Source organism: Synechococcus sp. R60.1 (assembly GCF_047461835.1).
Taxonomy (GTDB): domain Bacteria; phylum Cyanobacteriota; class Cyanobacteriia; order Thermostichales; family Thermostichaceae; genus Thermostichus.
Map to the genome: position 1 here is coordinate 1 of NZ_JANSIA010000007.1, position 22,500 is coordinate 22,500.

At 60.3% G+C, this 22,500-nt stretch carries 18 protein-coding genes and 1 pseudogene (1 of these 19 only partly in view); 12 read left to right on the forward strand and 7 right to left on the reverse strand.

The genetic code is table 11. From position 1 onward, the window contains the following. The coding region (locus tag NW834_RS02085; protein WP_414426204.1) for a zinc ribbon domain-containing protein at positions 1-261 on the forward strand (261 nt) is incomplete at its 5' end. A gap of 143 nt (positions 262-404) precedes the next feature. Here the strand turns inward: NW834_RS02085 and NW834_RS02090 are convergent. Further along, positions 405-860 (reverse strand): annotated as a pseudogene (locus NW834_RS02090) (GAF domain-containing protein); the annotation flags it as partial. Positions 861-938: 78 nt separating this feature from the next. Then, positions 939-2,378: a glutamate--tRNA ligase gene (gene gltX / locus NW834_RS02095; protein WP_414418525.1), complete on the reverse strand. Its 1,440-nt coding sequence runs from the start codon at positions 2,376-2,378 to the stop codon at positions 939-941. A 234-nt stretch (positions 2,379-2,612) separates the two neighbouring features. On the opposite strand from gltX, the gene NW834_RS02100 reads away from it, so the two are divergent. Then, the gene (locus NW834_RS02100) at positions 2,613-2,963 is read left to right on the forward strand and encodes a hypothetical protein (RefSeq protein ID WP_011433285.1); all 351 of its coding nucleotides are present in this window, start codon (positions 2,613-2,615) and stop codon (positions 2,961-2,963) included. 286 nt (positions 2,964-3,249) lie between these two features. Here the strand turns inward: NW834_RS02100 and miaB are convergent, their stop codons facing one another. Continuing rightward, entirely contained in the window at positions 3,250-4,584 is a 1,335-nt protein-coding gene (gene miaB / locus NW834_RS02105; RefSeq protein ID WP_414418524.1) for a tRNA (N6-isopentenyl adenosine(37)-C2)-methylthiotransferase MiaB, read from the reverse strand. A gap of 122 nt (positions 4,585-4,706) precedes the next feature. Between miaB and NW834_RS02110 the strand changes: the two genes are divergently transcribed. The 3 genes from NW834_RS02110 (at position 4,707) to argB (ending at position 7,112) form a co-directional block, all read left to right on the forward strand. After that, positions 4,707-5,141, forward strand: coding sequence for a BlaI/MecI/CopY family transcriptional regulator (locus NW834_RS02110; protein WP_011433287.1), 435 nt, complete (start codon positions 4,707-4,709; stop codon positions 5,139-5,141). After that, entirely contained in the window at positions 5,138-6,019 is an 882-nt protein-coding gene (locus tag NW834_RS02115; RefSeq protein WP_414418523.1) for a M56 family metallopeptidase, read from the forward strand. The genes NW834_RS02110 and NW834_RS02115 overlap by 4 nt, the downstream gene beginning before the upstream one ends. 154 nt (positions 6,020-6,173) lie before the next feature. Beyond that, a complete protein-coding gene (argB, locus tag NW834_RS02120) occupies positions 6,174-7,112 on the forward strand; it encodes an acetylglutamate kinase (protein WP_414373667.1) in 939 nt (312 codons plus the stop codon). Here the strand turns inward: argB and NW834_RS02125 are convergent. Beyond that, a complete protein-coding gene (locus tag NW834_RS02125) occupies positions 7,109-7,918 on the reverse strand; it encodes a hypothetical protein (RefSeq protein WP_414418522.1) in 810 nt (269 codons plus the stop codon). The two genes, argB and NW834_RS02125, sit on opposite strands and share 4 nt — an antisense overlap. Positions 7,919-8,148: 230 nt before the next feature. Here NW834_RS02125 and NW834_RS02130 point away from each other — a divergent pair, with 230 nt between their 5' ends. Then, positions 8,149-10,017 carry an ABC transporter ATP-binding protein gene (locus tag NW834_RS02130; RefSeq protein ID WP_414418521.1) on the forward strand — a complete coding sequence of 623 codons (1,869 nt, stop codon included), beginning with the start codon at positions 8,149-8,151 and terminating at the stop codon, positions 10,015-10,017. A 21-nt stretch (positions 10,018-10,038) separates the two neighbouring features. Here the strand turns inward: NW834_RS02130 and NW834_RS02135 are convergent, their stop codons facing one another. Next, positions 10,039-10,245: a hypothetical protein gene (locus tag NW834_RS02135; RefSeq protein WP_041436551.1), complete on the reverse strand. Its 207-nt coding sequence runs from the start codon at positions 10,243-10,245 to the stop codon at positions 10,039-10,041. Positions 10,246-10,423: 178 nt separating this feature from the next. Between NW834_RS02135 and NW834_RS02140 the strand changes: the two genes are divergently transcribed. The 3 genes from NW834_RS02140 to NW834_RS02150 all read left to right on the forward strand — a co-directional run bounded on the left by NW834_RS02140 (position 10,424) and on the right by NW834_RS02150 (position 12,979). Then, on the forward strand, positions 10,424-10,795 hold the full coding sequence (locus NW834_RS02140; protein WP_041436554.1) for a hypothetical protein: 372 nt from the start codon (positions 10,424-10,426) through the stop codon (positions 10,793-10,795). 198 nt (positions 10,796-10,993) lie between these two features. Continuing rightward, positions 10,994-12,505 (forward strand): AAA family ATPase, encoded by a 1,512-nt coding sequence (locus tag NW834_RS02145; protein WP_414350810.1) that lies wholly within the window; start codon positions 10,994-10,996, stop codon positions 12,503-12,505. A 123-nt stretch (positions 12,506-12,628) separates the two neighbouring features. Continuing rightward, a complete protein-coding gene (locus NW834_RS02150; protein WP_011433295.1) occupies positions 12,629-12,979 on the forward strand; it encodes a DUF1257 domain-containing protein in 351 nt (116 codons plus the stop codon). A gap of 123 nt (positions 12,980-13,102) precedes the next feature. On the opposite strand, the gene NW834_RS02155 is transcribed toward NW834_RS02150, so the two are convergent. Next, complete coding sequence (locus tag NW834_RS02155) at positions 13,103-14,341, reverse strand: phosphoglycerate kinase (protein ID WP_414350812.1); 1,239 nt, start codon at positions 14,339-14,341, stop codon at positions 13,103-13,105. A 207-nt stretch (positions 14,342-14,548) separates the two neighbouring features. On the opposite strand from NW834_RS02155, the gene pds reads away from it, so the two are divergent. The 3 genes from pds to NW834_RS02170 all read left to right on the forward strand — a co-directional run bounded on the left by pds (position 14,549) and on the right by NW834_RS02170 (position 17,903). Continuing rightward, the gene (gene pds / locus NW834_RS02160) at positions 14,549-15,967 is read left to right on the forward strand and encodes a 15-cis-phytoene desaturase (protein WP_011433297.1); all 1,419 of its coding nucleotides are present in this window, start codon (positions 14,549-14,551) and stop codon (positions 15,965-15,967) included. 157 nt (positions 15,968-16,124) lie between these two features. Further along, positions 16,125-17,012, forward strand: a complete 888-nt coding sequence (locus NW834_RS02165) for a phytoene synthase (protein ID WP_414388869.1) — start codon at positions 16,125-16,127, stop codon at positions 17,010-17,012. 75 nt (positions 17,013-17,087) lie between these two features. Then, a complete protein-coding gene (locus tag NW834_RS02170; protein WP_414342371.1) occupies positions 17,088-17,903 on the forward strand; it encodes an ABC transporter permease in 816 nt (271 codons plus the stop codon). Here NW834_RS02170 and NW834_RS02175 read toward each other — a convergent pair. Next, positions 17,900-22,500, reverse strand: the 3' portion of a protein-coding gene (locus tag NW834_RS02175) for a DEAD/DEAH box helicase (protein ID WP_414418520.1). The gene runs 457 nt beyond the window's last position; the window shows 4,601 of its 5,058 coding nt (coding positions 458-5,058); its start codon lies off the right edge, out of view; the stop codon is at positions 17,900-17,902. The genes NW834_RS02170 and NW834_RS02175 overlap by 4 nt on opposite strands.

Below are 22,500 nucleotides of genomic sequence, written 5' to 3' on the forward strand. Positions count from 1 at the left end.
TACACGTCGCAGACCTGTCACCGGTGCTTACACATCCACCCTGAGCAGGGCAAGTCCTACCGCAGTGGCAAGTCGTTCAAGTGTGGGCACTGTGGATGGGAAGGAGATGCGGATTTGAATGGTGCGAATGTGATTGCGCTTTTGGGGGCTGTCGTAAACCAGCCTAGAGGTTCGGGCCTGTTTTGTTCTCTGGTAGAGCAGAGCAGGCTCAGGGCTACTGAAAGCCCACTCCGTACCGCTTTAGCGGTCGGAGTCGGGTAGTTTACCTCCAAGTGGGTGTAGGGAGCCTGAGGGTTGATAGAGGAACCGGCGTCCTGTTGAACCTTGGGCTGAATGATGAGATCGATGCGCCGTGCCCCCGCGTGTTTGACAATCAGAAAGCTGGCTTCCAGAGGTGTCCGGCTCAGCAGAGCCAAAGCCCCCAGCCGCTCCTCCCCCCGGTTAATCGGGTAGGCAACAAAGCCTCGCAAGCCATTGGCCTTCACCCACTCCGGGGCGGGCATCCAGGCTTCTTGGGCGGGATTGTTGCTCAAAAGCGGCAGCCCCTCCTGGGCCACCCGTCCCAAAGGGCTGTCGTCAGGATAGATCCGCTGAATTTGGTCGTGAGCAGGGCTGAGCAGGCCGGCATGGGCCACCGACTGAAAACATCCTTCCTGCGGGTCGAAAATCCAAAGGCGAGCTGAGGCCGCGCCCAGGCGATTTACCATCTGCTGTACCAAGGTCTGGGCCAGCTTGAGCACACACTGCTCCAGCTCCCCCATCTCTACAGAGTCCGAAGAGGATGGGGAAGATAACTGAGAAGAGAGCAGCACCAGTTCTTGGACAATTTGGTTTGCAGCCTGTAGCTGGCGTGACAGCATGGGATCCCATCGCGGCAGCGGTGCGGAGCACTTTCAACAGAGGCAACCGAAGGCATGACAGCAAGAGATGGGCTTCCATCAACAAGGAACCAACTTCTGCACAGCCTCTAACCGCCCCAAAGCCCAGCCCCGCCGCTGGAGAAGGGCAAAAGATTCCAGCAAATCCGGCCCCTGCAGATCCCCTGTCAGGGCGGCCCGCAAACTCTTCATCAGCAGGCCCTTTTTCATGTTCTGGCCCTTGGCCACCTGATCCACCAGCGGTTTTAAGCTGTCCGCCGAAACCTGGGGCAGCTCGGCAGCAGCCAGCGTGGCAGCCATAGCAGCCATAGCCTCTGCCACCCCAGGCAGGCGCAACTGTTCCAGAGCTGGCAACGTGTAGCTGAGGGGCTCCTGAAACAAAAAGCGGCTGAGCGGAGGAGCTTCTGCCAGGCGGTCGATGCCATCGGCAATCAGGCGGGCCACATCTTCTAACCAGGTGGGATCCGGCACCTCGGAAAGGTCAAACCCTGCCGCCTGCCAAAAGGGGGTGAGCCGTTCTACCAGTTCTGGCGGAGAAAGCCGCTTGATGTACTGGCTGTTGATCCAGTTGAGCTTGTCCCAGTCAAAGCGGGCAGCCGCACGGTTAACCCGGTCAAAGTCGAACAGCGCAGCCGCCTTTTCCAAAGAGAAAAGCTCTTCCCCATCCGGGGGCGACCAACTGAGCAAAGCCAAATAGTTCTTGAGAGCTTCCGGCAAAAAGCCCAGTTGCTGGAACTCTGCTACCGAAGTTGCCCCATCCCGTTTGGAGAGCTTTTTCCCCTCCGGGTTCAGGATTAGCGGAGAATGGGCAAACTGGGGAGGTTCGTGGCCAAGAGCACGGTAGAGCAAAATCTGCTTGGGGGTATTGCCGATGTGATCTTCGCCGCGAATCACATGGGTGATGCCCATGTCGATGTCATCCACCACCACCGCCAAGTTGTAGAGAGGGTAGCCATCCGCTCGGGCAATGACCATGTCTCCTCCCAAATCCTGGGTGTTCCAGGTAATGGGGCCGCGGATGAGATCCACCCAAGACACCTCTAGGGGCTCCTCGATTTTGAAGCGGATCACTGGCTGCCGCCCCTCGGCTTCGTAGGCCCGTCGCTGGGCTTCGGTGAGAAAGCGGTGGCGGTTGTCGTAGCGGGGGGCTTTGCCGGCAGCCTTCTGGGCAGCGCGCATCTCCTCCAGCTCTGCCTCGCTGACGTAGCAGCGGTAGGCCAGCCCTTGATCTAGAAGCTGCTGCACCACTGCTTGGTAGCGCTCGATGCGCTTGGACTGGTAGACCGGCCCTTCGTCCCAGTCTAGGCCCAACCAGGCCAGGCCCGCCAAAATGTTGCGGGTGTAGCGGGGCAAAGAGCGGTCGCGGTCGGTGTCCTCAATGCGCAAAATGAACCGGCCACCGTGGCGACGGGCATACAGCCAGTTGAACACTGCCGTCCGGGCGGTGCCGATGTGCAGATTTCCGGTTGGACTGGGGGCAATGCGAACACAAACACTCACAGGTCTAAGGATCCCAAGCAGAGTATCCCGATCCTAGTCGGCGGCGAGATCCTTTGTCATGTTGGCCCTCCATTGGGTTGCAGGCGGTTGCCAATCGAGGCATTTCGAGTAGAATCCGCCTTAGCTGCCGGTCAAAAGGTAGGCTTCATGGGGATCCAAGTCAATGAGCAACGTTCAAACCCCGCTTTTTTCCGGTGTTGAGGAAAAGCTGTAGCGCAGGAGGAATCCCAGCACATGCGTCTGACTTTGGCCATTCTTCTGGGTTGTCTGTCCGCCGGGATCCCGATTGGATCCGCCTTGGCCCAAATTGCCTATCCTTCCTATCCGGTGGGAGATGCCCTAGACAGGATCCTGTTGGATACAGGCAGGAATGTGGATCCGGTCATTTTCCCTGAGGAGGTGGTGCGCTCCCAGGCCCGGCAGACCACCGCCTTCTTCACCACGCTGCTGAACCAACGCACCAACATCCCACCCCTGCGCTCGCTAGATTTGCCCAGCCCCTATCAGGCTTCGGTTCGTACCCAGGCCGGGTACTACCGCGTGACCCAGACAGAGCCCGTTTTGGATTTTGAAATCTTGCGCTAGGCAGGGCAGGTATTCGGGGCCTGTTCCAGCGCCGGCCTGTTGCTGTTGCCAAAACGTTGTGTATGAAGCTCCGTTCTACTGCTGCGCGGAAGAAAGCTAGCTAGGGCGGTGGTTGTGCCCTGGTCGGCGTGGCGGAAAGGGCAGTGACTGCCTGGCGGTTGCCTTAAAGCTGTTCACCCAGGAGGGCATGGTTTTTCTCAGCGAAACAGCTCCCTGGAGAGGCGCTCCGCCGGCGCAATCGGACAAGAGGGAACTGGGGAAAGTTGTGTTTGTGAGAGCCTTCATCCTATGGCCCGCTCGCGCGGACGGTAACTGCCTCTCCGGTCAGCGAAAAAGCTCGCGTGGCGGTAATGCGCACCGGCACCAGGGATCCCTGCAGTTGCTCTGGATTCCCTTCAAAGAACACCAAGCGATTGCCGCGGGTACGCCCCATTGCCTGGCGGGGGTTTTTCGGGTTGGGGCCTTCCACCAGCACCTCTTGCACCTGGCCTAAGAGTCGGGCGCTGCGAGCGGCAGCCACCTCGGCCACCAGTCGGTTCAGCCGTTGCAGGCGGTCGCTTTTTTCCTCTTCAGGCACCTGGTCGGGCCACTCGGCGGCAGGGGTGCCGGGACGGGGGGAGTAGGCAGCAGTGTTCACTTGGTCAAAGCCGATATCCTGCACCAGTTGCAGGGTTTCTTGGAACTGAGCTTCGGTCTCTCCCGGGAAGCCGACAATGGCATCGGCGCTGATGGCGGCTTCGGGCATGTATTGGCGGATGAGCTGGATGATCTGGCGATAGCGCTCGTGGGTGTAGCCGCGCCGCATCCGCTTGAGCACTTCGTTGCTGCCCGCCTGGAAGGGGATGTGGAAGTGCTCGCAGACTTTGGGCAGCTCGGCGCAGGTGGCGATCAGCTCCTCGGTAAAGTAGCGCGGGTGGCTGGTGGCAAAGCGAATCCGTTCAATACCTTCCACCGAATGGACGAAGCGCAACAAGCTGGCCAGGTTGGTTTTCGGATCCAGATCCCGTCCGTAGGCATCGATGTTCTGCCCCAGCAACGTCACCTCGCGGTAGCCCGCTCTGGCCACGTCTTCGATTTCGGCGCGAATGGCCTGGGGCTGGCGGGACTGCTCTTGCCCTCGCACCCGCGGCACGATGCAGTAGGTACAACGCTCGTTGCAACCGTAGATGACATTGATCCAAGCAGTGACCTGGCTGTCGCGGCGGGGCTTGGTGATGTCTTCTGGGATCTCAACCGGATCGGTGGCCACCACCTGGTTTCCGGCTTCCACCTGCGCCAGCAAATCCCCAAGGCGGTTCACGTACTGGGGGCCCATGACCAGATCCAGCTCAGGGACGCGGCGCAACAATTTCTCCCCCTCTTGCTGGGCCACACAGCCGGCCACGATCAGCTTGATGGCCGGGTTCTTGCGCTTGCGCTGTGCCTGGATGCCCAGGTAGGAATAGACCTTCTGCTCAGCATTGTCGCGGATGGTGCAGGTGTTGTAGAGAACTAAGTCCGCCTGCAACTCATCTTCGGTGGCCACATACCCCAGGGACTCCAGGATCCCGGCCATGCGCTCGGTATCGGCGCGGTTCATTTGGCAGCCGAAGGTGATGGTGTGGTAGGTGGGAGCAGCCATGGGAAGTAACAGCACAAAGAACCACCATCTTCGAGCTTAGCGGATCCTTAAAAATGGCTGAGGGGCTTGAGACTCCAACAGTTAATCTAGCTAGATAGAAATTCCTACACCGGCAAAGGCTCATGTTGCCCAAGCATCGTCCCAAGCAACTGTCGCTGGGCCCTCTGGAGTCGGAAATCTTGGACATCCTCTGGGATCTGGGCAGTGCCAGCACCCGTCAAATCCACGAGCGCATCTTGGCCGATCCGGATCGGGAGCTGGCCTATGCCTCTGTGACTACAGTTTTGCAGCGCTTAAGCCAGAAGGGCTGGGTGAGCTGTGAGCGCCGCACCGATCCCCAAGGGCGGAATCTGCCCATGCTGTGGCGGCCTCGTCTTTCGCGTCAGGAAGCGGCCAGCCTCAGGGCCTTCACCCACCTGCAGCAGTTTTTGGCTGTAGGGGATCCCGATACGGTGGCAGCCTTTGCCGATAGCCTGGATCAGGCCAGCGTGTCCCAGTTGCAGGCGATTGCCGAACGGCTGCGGGCAGCCCGTCAAGCCAGGAGGGATCCGCGATGAGCCACTTGGGCATGTTACTGCTGGGCTTGGGCCTCAGTTGCCTGTGGCGAGCCCAGGTGCGCCTGGACAGGAGTGGGGGATGGGGCCGACGTTGGCAGCGGGCTTGGATCCACTTCTTGCTGCCCCCGCTGCTGTTGCTGACCACTGCTTTGGCCTTGGCCTGGATGGGGCCGTGGGGACAAATGGCCGGAGCGGGGGGCTGGTTCTGCTACGGCTGTGCCCTGCTGTTGCTGGCCGTGGCCGGCGGCGTGGCCTTGCACTGGATTTGGGAATACTGGCGCTCCTATCGACGTGCCCATCTGCAAGCTCTGGCCCAGGTGGATTTGCATGGCTCTCCGGCCTACGTGCTGGATTTGGAGATTCCTTTTGCTGCCCAAGTGGGGGTGTGGAATGCCCAGTTGGTGGTCAGCCGCGGCCTGCTGGAGCAGTTGGATGATGAGCACTTGCGGGCTGTAATCGCCCACGAAGAAGCCCATCGCCACTACCGCGACACCCTGTGGATGTTTGGGGTGGGCTGGCTGCGACGCCTCACCGGCTGGCTGCCCAACACCGAGGCCCTCTGGCAGGAATTGCTCACCCTACGGGAGCTGCGGGCGGATCGCTGGGCGGCCCAACGGGTGGATCCCTTGCTGTTGGGAGAGGCCCTGCTGCAGGTGGTGGGCTATGGCGTGGTGGAGCAACCGGCGGCGGCCTGGGTTGGCTTTGCAATGGCCGTGAGTTCAGACTCAGGGCAACGGCTGCAGGAGCGTATCGATGCCCTGCTGCAGCAGGCAGAGTCAGGGCCCGTCGATCCCCTACCCCATTCTTCTTCCATTCGGGGTTGGGCCTGGTTGGGGTTGTCCCTATTGCCTTTGCTGGCGATCCCGTTCCATACCTGAAGATTGACGGCGATTCCTCAACCAAATTGTCCTTGGGTTGGGGAAGCGAGCTTGAAAAAAAACCACCAGTTGACGCCCAAAGCCTGAGATCTGCTTTGCAAGCAGAATGGGATACTCTAGGTCAGGTTTTCTGGACTTCTAGGGACTTACAGCAGTGCAAACCAACTCTTCCCTTTCTGAGGCGACCGGGTCGGCGTGTGATCCCCTTACGCGGGCGCAGATCCTCATCGAGGCTTTACCCTACATTCAGCAGTACCAGGGCCGCGTTATTGTCATCAAATACGGCGGCGCAGCCATGGTGCACCAAGAGCGACGGGCCGAGGTGCTCCGAGACATCGTCTTTCTGGCCTGTGTGGGGATCCGCCCGGTGTTGGTGCATGGGGGGGGGCCGGAGATCAACAGTTGGCTACAAAAACTGGACATTCCCTTCAAGTTTGTGGATGGCTTGCGGGTTACCGATGCCGCCACCATGGAAGTAGTGGAGATGGTGTTGGTGGGCAAGGTTAATAAGCAGATCGTCCAGCTCATCAGCTTGGCCGGCGGATCGGCGGTGGGGCTGTGCGGGCGGGATGGCAACTTGATCAAAGCGCGATCCCAGGGCCGGGCAGAGATCGGCTTTGTTGGGGAAGTGAGCAGCATCAACCCCCAGTTGCTGCAAACCCTATTGGAAGGTGGACAGATTCCGGTGATCTCCAGTGTGGCTGCCGATGAGACGGGCCAAGCCTACAACATCAACGCCGATACGGTGGCGGGAGAACTGGCGGCTGCTCTGGGGGCAGAAAAGCTGATTTTGCTCACCGACACCCCTGGCATTCTCAAAGATCCTCAGGATCGCAGCTCTCTGATTACGTTGCTGGATATCGAGACGGCTCGCCAGTTGATCCAAGCCGGTGTCGTCAAGGGCGGCATGATCCCGAAGGTGCAGTGTTGCATTCGCGCCTTGGCACAAGGGGTACGGGCAGCCCACATTCTGGATGGGGGATCCCCTCACTCTCTGCTGCTGGAGATTTTGACCGATGCCGGGGTGGGCACCAAGCTTGTTCCTTCTCAGTTTTCCGCTCAGTTGGAAGGACTGAACAACGGATCCCGCTAAGCTTCCTTGATAAAGCGAAGAATCTCCCGCACATGGCCGAGAAACTGGCTATCCACACTGAGCTGAGCCACAGCTTGGTGGGTCTCCTGGCGCAATTGCCTGTGCTCCAGCTCGTTGCTGGCCCGGAACTGTTCCAGTTGGGCTTTGAGCGCGGCCAGCTCCTGCCGCAGGTAGCGCCGGGTTTCTTCCTCCTGTTGGGCCCAAGAACCGGGCTTGCTGGGATCCCATTGCTCCTGCAACTGCTCGACTTGGCGTGTCAACTGCTTTATCCGCTCGGCCAACTCGATGGCATCTTCGCGAGGGATCTGGATTTGCCCTTGCAACTGGGCCAAGCGGTCGGCCAAATACTCGTAGCCCCGGATGGCCGGGCGCAGAGCCGTTAACAACACCGCAGCCACGGCGCTGGGGTAGCCAATGGGGGTGACTTGCCCAGCGGCCAAGCCATAGAAAGCCAGAGCCGACAGCCCATGCAGGGCAATGGCTATGCGCAACGACCAGCGGCTGAGCTTTTGCAGGAAGGCAAACGTCGAATCTTCCACCGGGATCCCTCGTTCCTGAGACACGACCGCCTCCTGCTGAACGGCCTTGGCCTGAAAGTAGAGGTTCCAGGGAAGGGTGACGATCACCACCAGCCACCAAAAGCTGGCGATCCCAATGGCCCAGTCGGCCAGCTCCCCAATAGGTAGCCCAAAAGCCCGCAACAGGCCAAACAGGATCCCGCCGCCGATCAACAACAGCAGCCCCGCCACCCAAACTGGGAAAAAGATTTTCGAGTAAGACACGGAGTAAGAGGTTGAGTAAGACATTGCCGGTTTCTCCTCATCAAGCTGCCTACAGCCTGCCCGAACCGAGCGGCCAGAAGCTCCTGAAGCGGCCAGTTTTCCGTCCGTCCCAGAGCCATTAGGGGTGCAGCTATAGCCATTCCCAATGGCGAGGAAACCCTTGCGGATCCCAAACTCCCTCTCCCTCAGGGAGAGCGCTTAGAGTAGATCAGTGCTCTCTATGAGTTGTCTTTGTTGTTCTCGGGTGTAAGCCTGTGAGCCTTGCCGCCTCTCCCCCCGATACCGATTTAAGTAGGGATCCCCGCCCTCGGCGAGAAAGCGATTGGCGGCTGCTGCAGCTCCTCTGGCCCTACGCCCGTCGGCACCTGAAGCTACTGTTGGCCGCCTTGGCCTTTCTGCCTCCCTTGGCGCTGGCGGATGCGGTGCAGCCCTTGATTCTGCAGCGGGCTCTGGATGGCCCCATTGCCCAGGCTCTGGAACAGGGTGAGGCCGGGATCCTCTCCGACCTTTGGCCCTATGTGGGGCTGTTGATCCTAACGGTACTGGTTCGCTGGCTCTTCCAAGCCCTGGAAGGGTATGTCAGCCAAAAGCTGGGGCAATTGATGACTCGCGACATCCGCGACGATCTCTTCGCCCACATTCTGGCCTTGCCGGCTCAGTTTTTCGACCGCACCCCGGTGGGCAAGTTGATCACCCGCATCACCAGCGACGTGGAAGCCCTGGGAGATGTCTTTTCCACCGGTGCCGTCGGCATCGTCAGCGACCTGTTTACCCTGGGGGTGATCGCGGTGGTCATGCTCAGCCAACGCTGGGATCTGGGCTTGCTGCTGATCTTGATCGTCCTGCCCATCAGCGCCGTTGTCCTCGAGTTGCAGCGCCGCTTTCGCGATGCCAACTTTCGCGTGCGCGAAGAACTCTCCAAACTGAACTCCTGGATCCAGGAGAACATCTTGGGCATTGTCGTTGTGCAACTGTTTCGGCGGGAGCGGCTCAATAGCGAGATTTTTCAAACCATGAACCGCCGCTACATCCGGGAAGTGGATCAAACCATCCTTTATGATTCTGCCCTTTCTGCCGTTTTGGAGTGGGTGTCTTGGCTGGCCGTGGCGGCTTTGCTCTGGGTGGGCGGGCAGCAGGTGATGTCAGCCGGTAGGGGCTCACTTGGAGGGGGATGGACGGGATCCCTGCCCCTGCCCGGGGAACCCCTCACCTTCGGTAGCCTCTACGCCTTTATTCTCTTTTCGCAACGGTTTTTCAACCCGCTGCGGCAGTTGGCGGAAAAGTTCACCGCCCTGCAGGCGGGGTTCACCGCCGTCGAGCGCATCGATGCCATCCTCAGCCTGCCGGTCGCCATCCGGGATCCCGCTCAGCCCCGCCACTTGCCCCCCAATGCCAGAGGAGAGGTGCAGTTCGAGCACGTCTGGTTTGCCTACAACCCCGGGGAGTGGGTGCTCAAAGACCTCACCTTCACCATCCGCCCCGGAGAAAAAGTGGCCCTGGTGGGGCCCACGGGAGCCGGGAAAAGCTCCATCATTCGCTTGCTCTGCCGTCTCTACGACGTAACCCAGGGATCTATTCGCATTGACGGCGTTGATATTCGGGATCTCCCCCAGGCTGAGCTGCACCGCCACCTAGGGGTAATCCTGCAGGATGGATTTTTGTTTTCCGGGGATATCCAGCAAAACATCACCCTAGGAGAGAAGGCAGATCTAGCGGCAGTGGAGCAGGTCGCCCGCCAACTCAACCTGCATGACTTCCTCCGCAATTTGCCCCAAGGCTACGCCACCCCTGTGCGAGAGCGGGGCAGCAACCTCTCCAGCGGCCAGAAACAGCTTATCAGCTTTGTGCGGGCCATGTGGCGGGATCCCAAAATCTTGGTTTTGGACGAAGCCACCGCCAGCCTGGATGTGGGCACCGAAGCCCTCCTGCAATCCGCTCTAGACACCCTGCTGCGGGATCGCACCGCCCTGATCATCGCCCACCGCCTTTCCACCATCCGCGATGTGGATCGCATCTTGGTTCTGCAGCGGGGGGAACTCAAAGAGCAGGGATCCCATGCCGAGCTCATGGCCCTCAGCGGGCTCTATGCCAGCCTCTATCGGCTGCAAGATCTGGGCGGCTAGCAGGGTGCTTCTGCCCAACCGTCAGCGACTGGCGCCAAAGCGAGACCGAATTGCCTTTAGGGTGGTGAAGCTGGCATCCGCGAACGCGATGCGAGCCTTGCAGAGTAACAGATTGCCGTTATCCACGGCAGTGTCTCTCAAGCTGGCCAAACCATCGCTGGCCTGCACCAGGGCACGGCGGCCCCAGCTAGAGAAATTTTTGCTGAGGGTGTTGATCAAGCGTTCCATAGGGATTGGACATTCCGCTCCTTGTCTTCCACCTAGCCTACTCCCCCAGCCGCAGGTATCCACAGAGGGCCATCAAGAAAATTGTTTGTTACAGATTGTTAAAAACTTGCCGTCAAGCCGGCAGACTGGCTATGATAGGCCCCAAGTTTGGCAAGCAATTCAAAGAAAGCGGTTAGCCATGAATCATCGGCCAGAGGTAGTGGAAGGCACAGAGTCCAAGCAGAAGGTGACCCTGTATCTCTCACCTGAGCTGCACCGGAATCTGAAGATTCGGGCTGCCGTGGAGCGGGAGCCGATGTCGGCAGTGGCAGAGAAGGCCATTACCTTCTATCTGCTTCACCCAGAGGTCATTGAAGGGGTACAAGGTAGCGCCTATCGTGTCCATCAATGTCCCAAGTGTAGTCACCCATTTGTTATCCGCGATGGAGAGGTGGTTTCCCTGCACCAGACATCGGCTGCCGAAGCCATCCTTGAAGAGGTGGAGCCAGAATACTGGGGATCGGCTGCTGGCTCGGAAGAGCAACGGCAGGATGCTCTGGTACCCTGCTAGAACGCTCCCAAGCGGGCCCCCTTCAGGAACTTGAGCTGATAGGAGCAGACAGCAACACAGAAGGCTTCTAAAATCCTCTCAAAATCCATCCAACAAGGGCGTACTCCCAAGTGCAATCCAATACCTAGGCAACTCGAACCCCATTTTTCAACCGTTCTGGCGGCTCCTGAAATTTCCCCTCTGCAGTTGGTGTTTCCCATGCAAGAGCTAAGCATCCTCATTCAAGCTCAATACCCACTGCTGTACCTGCTGACTCCAGAGGAGGAACGGGCAGAAGCGGCTCTGGCAGCAATTGCCCGCACCCTTAAGCCTCAGCGTCGCCTATTCATTTGGACAGTTACCCACGGCATCGTCGAATACGGCAACCCCCGCAGCCTCACCCAGCACAACACCCAATCCCCCCAGCCCGCCATCCAGTGGGTAATGGAGCAAAAGGATCCCGCCATCTGCGTCTTCAAAGACCTACATGACTTCTTGGACAACACCGAGGTGAAGCGCTGGCTGCGGGATGCTATTGCCAGCCTGAAGGGATCCCACAAAACCATCCTGCTCATGTCGCCGGTGCAGGTGATCCCGGTCGAGCTGGAGAAAGACATTTGCGTAGTGGACTTCCCCCTGCCGGACATGGCCACATTGGAGCGCGCCCTCAACCGCCAGCTGGAGCAGATCCCGCGCTCCCTGCCTTTGGCTCCTGATACCCGCGAAAAGTTGCTCAAGGCGGCCCTGGGCCTAACGCAGGACGAGGCAGAAAAAGTCTACCGCAAGGCTGTGGTGATGCATGGTCGCCTCACCGAGGCAGAAGTAGACATCATCCTCTCTGAGAAGAAGCAACTGATCCGGCGCAACGGCATTCTCGAGTTTATCGAAGAGGATGAGACCATCGACGCCGTGGGCGGTCTGGAAGAACTGAAGCGCTGGCTGCTGCAACGTTCTGAGGCCTTCACTGAGCGGGCCCGCGCCTATGGACTGCCCCAACCCAAGGGTATGCTGATCCTGGGCGTGCCTGGCTGCGGTAAGTCGCTGATCGCCAAAACCACGGCTCGTCTCTGGGGCTTGCCTCTGCTGCGTCTGGACATGGGCCGCGTTTATGATGGCTCCATGGTGGGCAAATCGGAAGCAAATCTGCGTAGTGCCCTGCGGACTGCTGAATCTCTCGCCCCTGCCATCCTTTTCATCGACGAGCTGGACAAAGCCTTTGCCGGGTCAGCAGGCTCCAGCGATTCCGACGGGGGCACCTCTAGCCGCATCTTTGGCTCCTTCCTGACCTGGATGCAGGAGAAACGCTCGCCGGTCTTTGTCATGGCCACCGCCAACCGTGTGGACCGTCTGCCGGGCGAATTCTTGCGCAAGGGCCGTTTTGACGAAATCTTCTTCGTGGACTTGCCCAACATCAACGAGCGCATCGAGATCTTTCGGATCCACCTGCAGAAGCGGCGGCGCGATATCAGCCGCTTTGACCTGCGCCAGCTAGCTGCCGCCTGTGAAGGCTTCTCCGGCGCAGAGATCGAACAAGTTTTGATTGCTGCCATGTACGAAGCGTTTGCCCAGAACCGCGAATTTACCCAACTGGACATTTTGGCAGCAACGAAAGCAACTCAACCGCTATCTCGCACCATGACGGAGCAAGTGGTAGCGTTGAGGGAATGGGCCCAGCAGCGGGCTCGGCCTGCAGCGGCCTCTGTAGCCGAGTACCAGCGGCTGGAGTTCTAGGAGGAGGTGAGGATCCAAAGCTACCTTGACAAAGCAGGGACGGCAGGGCCCAAACCTTCCCCAAAGAACAGTGCCCATTGTTTGTGTCGATGTTCCAACCCCTATACAAAGGAGAGAAACACCATGTCTCATTTTAGCACCCTGCGTACCAAAATCACTGACGGTCAAGTCCTGATCAACTCTCTGCGCGATCTCGGCTACACCGTTAAGCTGAACGCCGACGTGCGTGGCTACAACGGCCAGCGTGTTCGCGCTGACATCGTGGCTCAGTTGGAAGGCGACTACGACCTGGGCTGGTCGAAGAATCCCGACGGTTCCTACGACCTGATCGCCGATCTGTGGGGCGTGGCCAAGAAGCACAACCAAACCGAGTTGATCAACTCCATCAACCAAAAGTACGCCGTCAACAAGACCTTGGCCGAGGTGAAGCGTCCTGGCCTGAACAACGCCAACGTTAAAGTGGTGGTGCACTAAGCCGGATCCTGTCTCGCCATCGCTGCAGCGATCTACACCGACTAAAGTTAGGAGGGGCTGAATCCAGCCCCTACTTTTTGGCTTGGTTTTTGGATTGGAGGGGCTGCGACCCGAAGGAGGAACCTACGCTTCTGTGAGAGCGGCAATGCCGGGCAGCACCTTCCCTTCCAATAGCTCTAGGCTGGCTCCGCCACCGGTGGAGATATGGGTCATTTTGTCGGCCAGGCCCACTTTTTCCACGGCAGCCACCGAGTCTCCCCCGCCGATGATGGTGGTGGCTCCCGCTTGAGTGAGATCGGCCAGGGTGCGGGCAATGGCCTCTGTGCCCAGGGCAAAGCGGTCAAACTCAAAGACGCCCATCGGCCCGTTCCAGACCACGGTTTGGCACCCCTGCAGGGCAGCCTGGAAGGCTTTGATCGATTCCGGGCCGATGTCCAAGCCCATCCAATCCTCGGGGATGGCGTGGATGGAAACGGTCTGGGCCTGGGCATCTTTGTCAAACCTATCGGCTACCACCACATCCACCGGCAGCAGCAGCTCCACCCCCCGCTCTTTGGCTTTTTCCATCAGGGAGCGGGCCAGATCCAGCTTGTCGGTTTCCACCAAAGACTTGCCGGTTTGGATCCCTTGGGCTTGGTAAAAGGTAAAGATCATGCCGCCGCCCAGCAGGAGCTTGTCCACTTTTTCCAGGAGCCGCTCAATGACGCCGATCTTAGTGGAGACTTTGGAGCCGCCGATGATGGCCGCCAAGGGGCGCCGCGGATTCTCGATGGCGCCCGAAAGAAACTGCAGCTCCTTTTCCACCAGGTAGCCGGCCACAGCAGGCTGGAGGTAGGCGGTGACGCCGGCAGTGGAGGCGTGGGCGCGGTGGGCGCTGCCAAAGGCGTCGTTGACAAACAGGTCGGCCAGTGAGGCCAGCTTGCGGGCAAATTCCGGGTCGTTGTCCTCCTCTTCTGGGTAGAAGCGGACGTTTTCCAGCAGGGCCACCTGGCCGTTTTCCAGGCGGTTCACTACCGCCTCGGCCTCAGGGCCGATGCAGTCGGGGGCAAAGGCAACCGGCTGGCCCAGCAATTGAGAAAGACGGGTGGCTACGGGGGCCAGGCTATTGCCCTCGCGGGCGACCTTAACCGCGCCTGTCTCTTTGTCCTTCTTGACGGGGCGGCCCAGGTGGCTGGTGAGGATCACTTTGGCGCCTGCCTGGGTGAGGGCCTGGATGGTGGGCAGGGAGGCGCGAATGCGGGTGTCGTCGGTGATGTTGCCCTGGGGATCCAACGGGACGTTGAAGTCGGCGCGCACCAGCACGCGCTTGCCGTTTAAATCAAAGCCAGATGACAGCAGGGATCCCAGTGTTTGTTTGGCCATCGTTGTTTTCCCCCGGACTGCAGAAAATCTTTATTTTTTCTTCCGTATGTATCCTACCAGCGATTGGGATCCCGGCAGCGAGACCGATGGGCTCAGGGATCCCCTTGTTCCGCTGCTTTTGCTGGGTCGGCCTTCCGTCTGCCCCTTGGCCCCGGCAATTGTAACGGTTTGCAAATAGAATAAAAATGTTGCTTTGTCGTTACCCTCATGCGTGTTGCCATTGCCGGAGGCGGGCTGGCCGGGCTGGCCTGTGCCAAGTATCTCTGCGATGCCGGGCATCAACCGCTCCTCTTTGAGCGGCGGGATGTTTTGGGTGGCCTGGTGGCTGCCTGGAAAGATGCCGACGGCGACTGGATCGAGACGGGGCTGCACAACTTTTTTGGCGCCTACCCCAACACGTTGCAGCTGTTCCGGGAGCTGGGCATCTCCGATCGCCTGCAGTGGAAGGAACACAGCTTGATTTTCAACCAGCCGGACAAGCCGGGCACCTATTCCCGCTTTGACCTGCCGGATATTCCCGCTCCTTTCAACGCCATTGTCGGCATCTTGCGCAACAACGACATGCTCACCTGGGGGGAAAAGGTGAAGTTTGCCCTGGGGCTGGTGCCGGCCATGATTCGCGGCCAGCGCTATGTGGAGCAGATGGATCGCTATAGCCTCTTGGAATGGCTGCGGCGGCAGGGTATTGACGAGCGGGTCAACACCGATATTTTCATTGCCGTCTCCAAGGCCCTGGCCTTCATCAACCCGGAGGAGATCTCGGCCATGGTGCCCCTGACGGCCTTGAACCGCTTTTTGCAGCAAAAAGATGGCTCTAGGATTGCCTACCTAGACGGCGCTCCCCCAGAGCGGCTCTGCCAGCCGATGGTGGACTACATTGTCGCCCGTGGGGGGGAAGTGCATTTGAAGGCGGCGTTGCAGGACATTCGTCTCAACCTCGATAACAGCGTGGCCGGGTTTTGCTTAGCCACCCCCTCTGGGCCGGTGGAGGTGACTGCCGATGCCTATGTCTCGGCCCTTTCGGTGGACGCGCTCAAGGAGCTGCTGCCGGCGCAGTGGTGGGGGATCCCCTTTTTCCAAAAGCTGCGTGAACTGGAGGGGGTGCCAGTAATTAGCCTGCAGATCTGGTTTGACCGCAAGATTACTCACATCGATCACTCCTTGTTTTCCCGCTCGCCGCTATTGAGCGTGTATGCCGACATGAGCAACACCTGCCGGGCCTATGCCGATCCGGAGCGGTCCATGTTGGAGCTGGTGCTGGCTCCGGCTGCCGAGTGGATTGATCGCGGCGATGAGGAGATCTTTGCCGCCACGCTGGAGGAACTGAAAAAACTCTTTCCCCAGCACCTTACCGGCCCCAACCCCGCCCGCGTGCGCAAGTGGGTGGTGGTGAAAACGCCGCGCTCGGTCTACAAGGCTACCCCTGGCAGACAGCAGTATCGCCCCACTCAAGTTACCCCTATTCCCAACTTCTTCTTGGCGGGCAGCTACACCCTACAGCCCTTCCTGGGCAGCATGGAGGGGGCCATCCTCTCCGGCAAGTGGGCGGCGGAGGCCATCAACAAGGGGATCCCATTTCAACGCGCTTCTGTCTCGGCCTCAACTCTGGCAGCTGCGGGGGTCTAGCTCTCCGCCGTCCGCCTCCTATGCCTTTCGAATCTTTCTTTTCCCCACAACCTCTTCTAGGCTATCCGCGGCGTCCGCTTTCCCGTAGTGTTGATATGTGCCCTCGCCGTTTCCCTTCCTTCTCTATCCTGGCCCTGCGCCCCTGGAGATCAGCCAGATGAGTCCGCTTGAGCAATCTTTTGCCCTCTGTCGCCAGATCACGGCCAAGCACGCCAAGACATTTTACTTGGGATCCCTGCTCTTGCCCCAGTCCAAACGGCGGGCCATCTGGGCCATCTACGCTTGGCTGCGGCAAACCGATGAGTTGCTGGATGGACTGGAAGCCAGCCAGGCAGAGGTGGAGGTCACCCGCAGCAAGCTGGAGCAGTGGGGATCCCATCTGGAGTCGCTCTTCCAGGGAGGCGAGCCGCAAGTCCCCACGGACCTCGCTTTGATCCACACCATCCGCACCTACCGCCTTTCCATCGAGCCGTTTCGCGAGATGCTGCGGGGGCAGAGCATGGACTTGGATACGCGGCGCTACGCCACCTGGGAGGATCTGCGGGTCTACTGCTACCGCGTGGCTGGGGTGGTGGGGCTGATGTGCTCGGAGATCATGGGGTTTGTGCCGGGCCGGGATGGCCGCGAGGAGGCGGTGGCGCTGGGGATCGCCATGCAACTAACCAACATCTTGCGGGATGTGGGAGAGGACGCCCGCCGCGGGCGGATCTACATCCCCCTGGAAGATCTGCGCCGCTTCAACTACTCCGAGCGGGACCTGTTTAACTATGTTATTGACGAGCGCTGGATGGCTTTGATGGACTATGAGATCCGGCGGGCTAGAGAGCTCTATGCCCAAGCGGAACGGGGGATCCCTACCCTGCAGCCGGACTCCCGCTGGCCGGTAGCCGCTTCCTTGATGCTCTACCGGCAGATTCTCAACGCCATCGAGCGCAACCACTACCAGGTTTTTCGCACCCGCGCTTACGTGTCCACTCTCAGCAAGGCATTGGCGCTGCCGGTGGCCTGGTGGCGGTCGCGGCGCTCCAACTACTACGGTTACTAGTAGGGAGCAGCAAGCAGTTCCCCACGGCCGCGGCAGCAGAAAACAAGAAGACCTCTTATACAGCGAAGAAAACCTATGGTAAGCCGTGCCCTGACCCTACCCTATCAGCGAATCTGGGAAGACAGTTTAACCATCTTCTGGCGCGACTGGCTGGATCTGCGGGGGCGAGTTTGGCAGGTGGTGGCCTCGGGGCTGGTGGCTCCCCTCATCTACATTGTTGCCTTTGGGGTGGGCTTGGGGGGATCCCTGCGGGCCGAAGCTTTGGCCGAGGTGGCCGGATCCACGGCGGCAGGTTCTTATTTGCGCTTTATCTTGCCGGGGATGGTGGCTCTTTCAGCCATGACCATCAGCTTTGCCGGCACCACCTTCTCCATTTGTGGATCGCGGCTATTTACCAAGAGCTTTGAAGAGCTGCTGCTGTTGCCGGTGCACCCCTTGTCTTTGCATCTGGGCAAGGTGCTGGCGGGCATTGCCCGCGGCCTGCTGACGGCCTTGGGGGTGTTGGCGGTGGGGGTGCTGGGTACGGGGGCCTGGGGCCTGCTTCACCCCTTGTCGCTGTTGGTTCTACTTTTGGATTGCGCCGTCTTTGCCGGCATTGGGGTAATTGCTGGCTTGAAGGTGCCCAGCCTGGAGAGTGTGGGCGTGCTCACCAACTTTTTGATTACGCCCATGTCTTTCCTAGGGGCCACCTTTTTCGATCCCGCCCAGTTGCCGACCTACCTGCAGGTGCTGGTCTATTGCCTGCCCCTTTCCTACGCCAGCATTGGCATGCGGGCAGCCGCCTACCAGCCGCTTGCGGAGTTTCCCTGGTACACGGTGGGAGTTTTGGGCGGCTTGGCGGTAATCCTGGCTTTTGTGGGAGCTTATCTGTTTTCCCACCAGCAGGACTAGCTGCCCTTGCCAAATACTTCTGGGTAGCGAGCCAGCTGCTCTTGCAAATCTTGGTTGTAGCGCAGAACAAGCACGCGGTAGCCCCGTCCCTGCAGCTGCGAGCGCAGTTGGCGATCCCGTTCCGCTTGGGCAGGCTGGTCGTGGACTGGGCCATCGCAGAAGATGCAGATGTTGGGGCTGTAGAAGAAGTCAACGACGCAGTCGGGATCGGCAATGGCTTTCTGGGCATCCTCAGGCAGCCGATACCCTCCTGCTGCCAGCGTTTCGAGAAAGCGGCGCTCCAGTTCAGAGCGAGGGTCCAGGAGCTGGCGCAGCCACTCCAGGTGCTCTTGGCGGGAGCGACCCAGGGAGCGCAGCTCGGTGCGGCTGTTGGCCAGCAGGCCCAAAAGATCCCGGATCTGATAGCGGTCAAGCTGCAGCGCTTCCCGTTGGTTGGCATAGCTGAGCAGGCATTCGTAGCAGGCTGCTCGGCATTCGGGCCGCAGGTCTTGGATCCCGGCCTCTGAAAGCTGGAAGTGACAGATCTCCAGCGCCACTTGGGCCACTTCCGCTAGAGCCTGGGGCTCTTCCACCAGGCGCCGCAGGACGCCAGCGCCCCCTTCTGCTGTTTCGTAGAAGAGCATGGCCTGATGGGATCCCTGGCCGATGCACTCGGCGGCCAGCTCTGTCTCTTCTAGCTCAAAGGTCTCTTCGATCCCTCGCTTGAGGGCATAGCGCAGGGTGGTCTCCAGGGCCTGCGGATTCTCCACCCCTGGCTGAACCAGGCGCACCAGCAACAGGTTTTGGGTACTGCGCACCGCCAGGCGAATGGACTGCAGGGGGACTGGGTTGGACGAGCCTGCCCTGTTCCGCTCAAGCTGATCTCGCGAGGGAACTTCCCCATTTTCAAAGTTGACCAAAAAGCCGCGCCCTCCACTTCCCCGCCAGCCGTGGTTGATGCGTAGCAGGGTGGCCGCCGGGGCATAGCGCAACTGCAGCAGGGGAGTTTGTCCGCTCAGCACATCAGCTTCTTGGACGCGGTAGCCAGAGCTTTCGGGAGCAAACTGGAAGAAGGTCTGCAGCTCGTAGCCTTGCCGCCGCCGCTCCTCTTCGTCAGCTGTGATGCGATCCCGCCGCCGCATGCGCACATTGGGCATTTCCAGAAGCTGGGTAAAGAGGCTGTTTTGCCCATCGAACTGGGTGCCGCAGACGGGGCAGCAATCCAGGTGGGGATCGGCAAAGGCCCCACAGCTAAAACAGAGCTTGTGGCTACTTTTGCGCTCCTCCAGGCCGCCGGGCGGAGCCTGAAACGCCACTGCTTCCCACTGGCAGCCCTCATGGTAGAGGAAGTTGTGGGGAGCAAACTCGCGGATAGCCAAAAAGCGAGGCCGGGCGATGAACTCGCCCTCGCTGCCGCGGGGCACCCAGGCCCGCACGGGCAAGGCGGGGAAGTTGTAGCCGGGCAGGAACCCTTCGCTGGCTAGGTAGCGGTAGGGGTAGAAGTCGCTTTCCTCCCGCTGGGTATCGATTTGCAACAGTAGGTTCCGCTGGCGCAGAGCCTCCTGCTGGCGGCGCCTGGCTTCCTGCTGGTCTTCCCGACGGCGAGCCGTCTGCAGTTGCTGGTTAGCGGCTTCCAACTGTTGCGTGGCGGCCCGATAGAGCTCCCGCCAGCGGTCAAAAGCGCGGTCAAAGGCGCGGGGGGCTTCTTCAATAACCTGCTGGATCCAGCGCCGGCTAAACCAGCCGCTGCGCTCTAGCACTTCCCGGTCAGCAGCCAAGAGCGCTTCCACCCGCTCTGCCACCTCTTGGCGGGCTGCCTCCCCTAGCTGGATGGAGGCAACCACCTCTTCCCGCAGGGGCAACTCTGGCCGATCCAAGTTGATGACCGTTTCGATGGAGTTGCCCAAGGGCAGGCGCACCTGGGCCAGCCAGACGGCGTGGATGTGGGCCCGCAGCAGCGACTCATTGGCCAGGTCCAGGCGGGGAGGTCGCACTCGTCCAGCCACCATTTCGGCCCGGCGGCGAAAGTAGTACTGGTCGTGGCTGTTGAAGGCGCCGCAGTAGCTGAGGATGAGTCCCGGCTGCCCCTGGCGGCCTGCCCGACCGCTGCGCTGGGCGTAGTTGGCGGGTGTGGGGGGCACGTTGCGCAGATGCACCAGATCCAAATCGGCAATATCGACCCCCAGCTCCAGGGTGGGCGAGCAGATTAGGTAGGGAAGGCGGCGATCCCTCTCCTCGCCGCGAAAGCGCTTTTCTCGCCGCTCCCGCTCCCCTAGGCGAACCACCTGAGCCGTGTGCTCTCTGGCCTCCAGGGATCCTAGCCCTGCTGCCCCGGCTCGGTAGAGCTCCTGAAAGAAGGGGTTGATGGGACGGCGGACAGAGGTGTAGCCCTCCTGCTGGGCGCTGCGGGAATACAGAGGATCCGGCGGCGGCGGCAAGCCATCCCCCAGACACCAACGCAGACAGCCGGCGTCTAGCTGGTAGGCTACCTGGTCATTTTCCACGTGGCACCGCAGCAGGCCCTGGCTGACCAGGAGAGACAGCAGGGACTCCAAGAACCTGTCGTAGGCTTCCTGGGTTAGATCAAGGCGCCTGCAGAGGAAGCGACCAATGGTGCTGCGGCGGCCCAGGCTAAGCATTTGCCCGTTTTCCCGGGAAGGGTTCTGGCCAAAGCAGCGAGCCGTCCGCAACTCCTCATGCTCTTCCAGGCCCCAAAACTCATTGAGATATTGCTGGGCGCGCCGGCGCAGCCTTCTCTGGGGCTCTGCCTTGAGCACGGGCACATCGATGGCCAATTGGCGCCGAAACCGATCCAACAAAGCCCGCAGCAGTTGCTCTTGCTCCTCAGGGCTGGCTTGGGCAAACCAGGGGTGAAGGGAAGCCAGGGCTGAATTTTGGCAGAGCTCCCCGAGGCCGCGGTACTCGATTTTCAGCAGGCCCACCTGTTCCAAGTTGGGGTGGGTAACCCGCCAGCCGCGCCGCAGATCTTCATAGAGCCGGTATTCGGTTAGCTCGCTAAAGGTCTGCCACACTTCCTCGGCACTGGGCGAGGCAGGGTCCAAAGCCGGGTTTTGGGCGATGTCAGCAAGCTCCAGGCCAGAAGCCCGCACCACTTCCTGGGCCACCTCGTCAAAGCCCAGCTCTTTTTTCTTGAGGAGGGCAGCATAGAGCGAGGCCCGCAGAAGGGCCACATGCACAAAATCGTTGAAGTGGCCGGCCTGCAGGGAGGCGTCCTGGCGGTTGTCGGTAAAAGTCAGCAGCTTGCTGCAAGCGGCCTGGGTTTGCTCGGCATGGCGCAGCAGGGAGGTGGCAAGGATGGTGGTGGCGCTGGAGCGGCCTTCGCTGGAGAGGGAAGCCAGCTTGGCGAACTCCCGCTCCCGGCCACGGTAGTACTCGCCGCAAGCTAGGCAAAGAGAAAAGGGCTGGGGCTGCCACCACATCTTCTGCGCCTCCGCCTGGGGGTACTCGGAAAAGGAGCCATCCGGGCGCACCCAAACTGCTTGGGGGACGCGCTTTTTCCAGTCGGGTTTGAGCCGGTTTTCAGGGGTGTACCAGTCTTCGGGGATCTGCTCCAGCGACCACTCGTTGTCAAGAGGATCCAAGCTCAGGTAACCGGCTTGCTGGTCTTCGTCCTGCTCCACCTCTTCTCCCACGGGATAGGGGAGAAACTGATCCTTGGACCTGAGGACGTGGTAGTAGTCCTGGCCACAGTGGCGGCAGAACTTGACGGGGAAAAAGAGCTTGCCCTCCCCTGCTTGCACTTGTCCTTCCAGGGAAAACTGCCGCTTGTCCCGACTTTCCAGGGTGGCATAGAGGGTGCGGCCCTGGGAGATAAACTGGTGCAACTTCAAGGCCGGGCCGCGGCTAGAGCCCTCCCGCAGGCTGCTGGCGTGGGCCAGAAACTGGCGTAGGGACTCGGTGCAGCTCTCAGGGGTAGTGCTGGTCAGCTCTGCCAGTTGGGCGGCTACCTTGGAAAGCTCCCTGGGCACGCGGCGCCTGAAGCTGCCATCGGGACTTTGCTCCAGGCCCGGCTCATACTCTAGCCAGCGCATCAGGGGGTGGCGGCGCAGGGTGGCCAGGTCTGTTGGCCAGGGCGGATCGAGGGCGTTCTTTAGCTCTGCTGGGGTGGGGGGGCCGCCTTCGCTGAAGGGAGCCAGGGTTTCTTCAATAACATCCTCCAGCTCAAAGCAATGGCCGAAAAAACGGCTGGCAAAGGCGGCTACAGTCTGGCGGCGCTCCTGGGCGTCGGCTTCTGGTCGGGAGATCATGGTGGCGCTGGTGCCAATATGCACCAAGTTCTTGGCCCCACAGCGTCCTTTTAGGCGGCGAACCAGCATCGCCACATCGGCCCCCTGCCGGCCTCGGTAGGTGTGCAGCTCGTCAAAGACCAGAAAGCGCAGCCCTCCCATCTCGGGATTCAAAAACCGCTGATCTTCAGGACGAACCAGGAGGAGTTCTGCCATCACATAGTTGGTGAGCAGAATTTGAGGTGGATCCCGCCGTAGCTGGTCTCGTTCGTTTTCCGAAGTTTCCCCGGTGTACTTGGCAAAGCGCAGCGGAAAAGGGCGATGGTAGGCGCGCTCGTAGCGCTCGCGCAGAGTTTGTAAAGACTGGTATT

Excerpts from the sequence above, each read along its gene's own strand:
- NW834_RS02100 (WP_011433285.1), top strand. The coding sequence starts at position 2,613 with ATGCGTCTGACTTTGGCCATTCTTCTGGGTTGTCTGTCCGCCGGGATC.
- miaB (WP_414418524.1), bottom strand. The coding sequence starts at position 4,584 with ATGGCTGCTCCCACCTACCACACCATCACCTTCGGCTGCCAAATGAAC.
- NW834_RS02110 (WP_011433287.1), top strand. The coding sequence starts at position 4,707 with ATGTTGCCCAAGCATCGTCCCAAGCAACTGTCGCTGGGCCCTCTGGAG.
- NW834_RS02115 (WP_414418523.1), top strand. The coding sequence starts at position 5,138 with ATGAGCCACTTGGGCATGTTACTGCTGGGCTTGGGCCTCAGTTGCCTG.
- NW834_RS02125 (WP_414418522.1), bottom strand. The coding sequence starts at position 7,918 with ATGTCTTACTCAACCTCTTACTCCGTGTCTTACTCGAAAATCTTTTTC.
- NW834_RS02135 (WP_041436551.1), bottom strand. The coding sequence starts at position 10,245 with ATGGAACGCTTGATCAACACCCTCAGCAAAAATTTCTCTAGCTGGGGC.
- NW834_RS02140 (WP_041436554.1), top strand. The coding sequence starts at position 10,424 with ATGAATCATCGGCCAGAGGTAGTGGAAGGCACAGAGTCCAAGCAGAAG.
- NW834_RS02145 (WP_414350810.1), top strand. The coding sequence starts at position 10,994 with ATGCAAGAGCTAAGCATCCTCATTCAAGCTCAATACCCACTGCTGTAC.
- NW834_RS02150 (WP_011433295.1), top strand. The coding sequence starts at position 12,629 with ATGTCTCATTTTAGCACCCTGCGTACCAAAATCACTGACGGTCAAGTC.
- NW834_RS02155 (WP_414350812.1), bottom strand. The coding sequence starts at position 14,341 with ATGGCCAAACAAACACTGGGATCCCTGCTGTCATCTGGCTTTGATTTA.
- pds (WP_011433297.1), top strand. The coding sequence starts at position 14,549 with ATGCGTGTTGCCATTGCCGGAGGCGGGCTGGCCGGGCTGGCCTGTGCC.
- NW834_RS02165 (WP_414388869.1), top strand. The coding sequence starts at position 16,125 with ATGAGTCCGCTTGAGCAATCTTTTGCCCTCTGTCGCCAGATCACGGCC.
- NW834_RS02170 (WP_414342371.1), top strand. The coding sequence starts at position 17,088 with ATGGTAAGCCGTGCCCTGACCCTACCCTATCAGCGAATCTGGGAAGAC.